The sequence below is a fragment of the Paraburkholderia sp. RL18-085-BIA-A genome, assembly GCF_046027075.1.
In the GTDB taxonomy this organism is placed as follows: Bacteria; Pseudomonadota; Gammaproteobacteria; order Burkholderiales; family Burkholderiaceae; genus Paraburkholderia.
The window spans coordinates 1-4,479 of record NZ_JARESU010000287.1; the positions used below are offsets into that span (position 1 = coordinate 1).

Annotated in this window: 3 protein-coding genes; 1 reads left to right on the forward strand and 2 read right to left on the reverse strand. The window is 58.0% G+C overall.

The features are described from left to right. Positions 1 to 100: 100 nt before the first annotated feature. Entirely contained in the window at positions 101 to 574 is a 474-nt protein-coding gene (locus P0D89_RS51075) for an Lrp/AsnC family transcriptional regulator (protein WP_408368914.1), read from the reverse strand. Between the two features lie 295 nt (positions 575 to 869). Here P0D89_RS51075 and P0D89_RS51080 point away from each other — a divergent pair, with 295 nt between their 5' ends. After that, a complete protein-coding gene (locus P0D89_RS51080) occupies positions 870 to 2,567 on the forward strand; it encodes a thiamine pyrophosphate-binding protein (protein WP_408368910.1) in 1,698 nt (565 codons plus the stop codon). A gap of 273 nt (positions 2,568 to 2,840) precedes the next feature. Here the strand turns inward: P0D89_RS51080 and P0D89_RS51085 are convergent, their stop codons facing one another. Continuing rightward, positions 2,841 to 4,295, reverse strand: coding sequence for a catalase (locus tag P0D89_RS51085; RefSeq protein ID WP_408368912.1), 1,455 nt, complete (start codon positions 4,293 to 4,295; stop codon positions 2,841 to 2,843). Between the last annotated feature and the right edge of the window lie 184 nt (positions 4,296 to 4,479).

Genomic DNA, 4,479 nt, shown 5'->3' on the forward strand with positions numbered 1-4,479 from the left:
AGAGCGGCCTGTTCCTAGTGGGTTTCTAGATTTTGGTGCCAGACCTCTCATGCGCCCCTCGTCCCTGCAGACAGCAAGACTGTGCGCCCGCACGATCTAACTAGATGGCGACCGACGGCACGCTCTTCATGCAACGCAGCGCAAACATCGAACGGCTGTGACGAATACCTGATATGCGGTACAGCTTCTCGCGCAAAAATCGTTCATATCCCGCCGTGCCCTGCACCGCCACCTTGATCAGGTAGTCGTATTCACCTGAGATGAGGTATGCATCGAGAACTTCCGGCAACGCGGCAAGCTCTTCCCCGAAGCGCGCTAGTACTTCGTCCTCGTGCCGGTCCAAGGTCACCTCGATCAGGACTGTATCGGAGAGCCCAAGCTTTTCCTGATCGATCAGCGCAACGTATCCGCGAATCAATCCGATCTCCTCCAGATGTCGGGTGCGGTTCCAGCACGCTGTCGTCGACATCCCGACAAGCTCCGCCAGTTCGGCATTCTTCAATCGCGCATTACGTTGCAGTGCCCGCACGATGGCGCGGTCCTGCTTGGTGAGTGACAGACTTGAGTCGTTCATGACGTGTGGACAGAATTCGAGGAATTGATGGATGACGGGAACGATCATCCGCTGTAAACCATTATTTCACCAATTTCAGGAAGCCGCTTCGCAGGGCTCCGGGCTAATATTTCCACACGCTTTCTTGTTGAGTTTCCGGTTCGCAGAATCGCACCGATCGAACCGGCTCTATTGCCCACGAGGCGGATAGGGAAGCGCTGTCGACCCCAAAAGGGTCGAACCATGGCAACCGTGCAGTTGACGGCACGGACGCCATATCCGGTTCATGAAAGCGTCATCCCCACAAAGGTGAAATATGTCTTCCAGTTCAATCGAATCACTCGAAACAGTCGCAAAGCGCCGCGGCGCCAGCGTCCTCCTTGAAACATTGAGCAGTCTTGGGTGCGAGTATGTTTTTGGTAATCCAGGCACGACCGAGTTACCGCTGATGGACGCCTTGCTTGACGTACCGCAGCTTAAATATGTCTGGGCGCTCCAGGAGGCAAGCGTGGTCGCAATGGCCGACGGTTACGCGCAAGCGGCCGGCAAACCTGGCTTCATCAACCTGCACACTGCTGGCGGACTCGGGCACGGCATGGGCAATCTGTTAAATGCAAATGTTTCGTGCACACCGCTGGTGGTTACCGCGGGTCAGCAGGACAGGCGGCACAGCCTCACAGATCCCCTGTTGCTGGGCGACCTGGTGAGCATCGCACGGCCCGCCGTGAAGTGGGCCCACGAAGTGAGTAGCGCCGATCAGTTGCCGGTCCTGGTGCGGCGCGCCTTTCAGGACGCGGATGCGGCGCCTTCAGGACCCGTCTTTCTATCGTTGCCTATGGACGTGATGGAAGAAATGAGCACGGTCCCCGTTGGTTCGTCTTCAAAGATCGACCGACGTTCGGTAGCCGGCTCGCTCGACGCACTTGCTGACCATCTGGTGGGAATCCGGCCGACTCGGCTCGCCATCATCGCCGGCGACGAAATTCATTCGAGTGACGCAGCAGATGAGGCACTTGAGCTTGCAGAAACCTTGGCGGCGCCGGTGTTCGGATCATCCTGGCCGGCACGCATTCCCTTTGCGACTTCCAGCCCGCTATGGGCCGGCAACCTTCCAACGAAGGCGACGGATATCGCTGAAAAGCTGTCGAAATTCGACGCCATCTTTGCGCTGGGTGGGAAATCGCTGATCACGATTCTCTATTCACACGGCCCGGCCGTGCCAGACGGTTGCGAAGTCTTCCAGATGTCGGCCGACGTCAGAGACCTTGGTCGAACTTACTCCACCAGACTGTCTGTGGTCGGTGACATCAAGGCGTCCCTCCAGCAATTGCTACCCTTGCTCAAACAACGCGTGGCGAGGAACGCCGCTGCCTACGACGACGCAAGAAGGAACGCCGCGGCCGAGCAGGTGAAACGCCGGGTCAGACTCAACGAGCTCGCCGCGTCGCAGTTCGACGGGCCGGTTGTGACGCCTCTGGTTGCCGCTCAGCAGGCGATGCGCGCGATCGGCGATAAAACACCGATCGTTGACGAGGCGATTGTCACCTCGTCGGCGGTTCGCAACTTTCTCAACAGTTCGTGGGCGCGACAGTACTCGTTCCTGCGGGGGGGCGGTTTGGGTTGGGGCATGCCGGCCGCAGTTGGGTGTTCTCTGGGGCTGGGACGGGAACCTGTCGTATGTTTTGTGGGCGACGGCGCCGCACTGTATTCGCCACAAGCACTGTGGACTGCTGCGTACGAAAAGTTGCCCGTGACGTTCATCGTCATGAATAACCGCGAGTACAACGTTCTGAAGAACTTCATGCGCTCCCAGGAACACTATACGTCGGCGAAGACCAACCGGTTTGTCGCGATGGAGATCGATAACCCGTCCATCGACTATCTCGCACTGGCAACTTCGATGGGCGTCCCGGCCCGCCGAATCGAGCGGGCCGGCGATATCGCGCAGGCGATTGAAGCCGGAATCGCATCGGGAACCACTAACCTGATCGAAGTGGTGGTTAGTTCAGGTTGACTCGCTGGGCCAATCATCGATCGTGACACGAGCACGCGCCTGCCTGCGTGGACGGGGAGCGTAACGACCCGTCCACAACACAATGCCGCCTGCTGCGGTTGTTTTGTCCGCGCGTTGACGCCTCTACATTCAACAGTAAAACTATTTACTGCGACCGTGCAGTGCGGAGTGCGTGCCAGGCAGTAAAAGAAGTGCAATAAATTCCCTATCGGAAATCGTATTCCGGCGTTCAAGCAGTGTTGGGGCCTGCTCGCAGGCCCCGGTGCGCATCAGTCAGTTATCGCTCAGGTGCGCCGCCAGACCCTGCACACGCGTGACGTCGGCATGCGTTGCGTGTGCAAGACGGGTTCCGTAGCCGGAATCAGCCTTGTAGAAGTACGACAGCATCGCGTACTTGTTTGTATCGTTCGTCACATGTGACAGGTCCGCGGAGAGCACAGTCACCAGGTCCGTCTTGTCCTGCTCGGACAGGCTGCGGTAATACTCGCCGGCCTGACGGAAGTCTAGCGTCTTGTGAATCGCCTGTTGTTGCGTTGAGCCGGTGAGCTGCGTTTGTACCGACTTGTACTGCGGTTGCTCAGCGAGTTCGTGGGGGCCGGAAGGCTCGTAGTTCACCTCACCCTTGCGGTCACCAAAATTCATCAGGCCGTCCTGGTTGTTGTTGTCCACGGGGACGACCGGGCGGTTGATCGGCAGATCGTTATAGTTCGGTCCGAGACGGTACATCTGCGTGTCCGCATAGGAGAACAGACGCCCCTGCAACATGCGGTCTTCGGACGGTTCGATTCCCGGCACGAGGCGCGAGGGTGCGAACGCCGACTCTTCGGTCGACTGGAAGTAGTTGTCCGGCACGCGGTTGAGCGTCATCGTGCCGACCTTTTCCTCGAGGATGGAGGCCGGCCATACCTTGGTGTCGTCCAGTGGATCGAAGTCGTACTTGTCCAGATCTTTCGGCGACATTACCTGGATGTACAGGTCCCATTGCGGATACGAATGCGCCTTGACCGTGTTGTACAGATCGTTGGTCATCAGGTTCCAGTCCGAACCGATGGAATGCGCAATGTCCTGAGGACGAATGCCCTGGATGCCCTGGCGGCTCTTCCAGTGGAACTTCACGTAGTGCACTTCACCCATTGCGTTGACGAACTTGAACGCGTGAACGCCGTAGCCGTCCATATGCCGGTATGAGTCTGGCATGCCCTCATCCGTGTACAGATGGGTCAGCATGTTCGTCGCTTCGGGCGAATGAGCGAAGAAATCGAATGCCAGATTCGCGTCCTGCACACCTGTCACCACCGACGGCTTGTTTGCGTGCACGAAGTCCGGGAACTTGATGGCGTCACGAATGAAGAAGATCGGCCAGTTGATGCCGACGAGGTCCCAGTTGCCTTGCTGCGTATAGAACTTGACCGCAAAGCCGCGCGGGTCGCGTGCTTGCTCCGGCGAGCCGCGATAGCCCATCACGGTCGAGAAGCGCACGAACACCGGCGTCTTGGTGCCGGGCGTGAACACCTTCGCTGTGGTCAGCGAACTGATGTCGGTGGTGGGAACGAATTCGCCGAAAATGCCGGTGCCGCGTGCGTGTACGACGCGCTCCGGAATGCGTTCGCGATCGAAGCGCTGCAGCTTTTCGATGAGGTTCGAGTCTTGCAGAAGCACCGGGCCTTCTGGACCGGCGGTCTCGGAGTTCTGATTGTCGCCGACAGGTGCGCCAGTGTCTCGCGTCATATCTTCGGCATGCGCGGATTGGACGATGGCGATTGTCAAGGCGATCGAGAAAATGCTTGCCACTCTTTGTGCTTTCAATACTCTCATGTTGTCGTCCTGAGTTATGGAAAAACCTAGGAATGCTATGAAGCTATCAATCGGCACGCCAATCTCATTTTCCTATCGATCTAATAGTAATGGAGAG

What these genes read in the sequence shown, in the direction of transcription:
- P0D89_RS51075 (WP_408368914.1), bottom strand. Translation starts at nt 574, where the DNA reads ATGAACGACTCAAGTCTGTCACTCACCAAGCAGGACCGCGCCATCGTG.
- P0D89_RS51080 (WP_408368910.1), top strand. Translation starts at nt 870, where the DNA reads ATGTCTTCCAGTTCAATCGAATCACTCGAAACAGTCGCAAAGCGCCGC.
- P0D89_RS51085 (WP_408368912.1), bottom strand. Translation starts at nt 4,295, where the DNA reads ATGACGCGAGACACTGGCGCACCTGTCGGCGACAATCAGAACTCCGAG.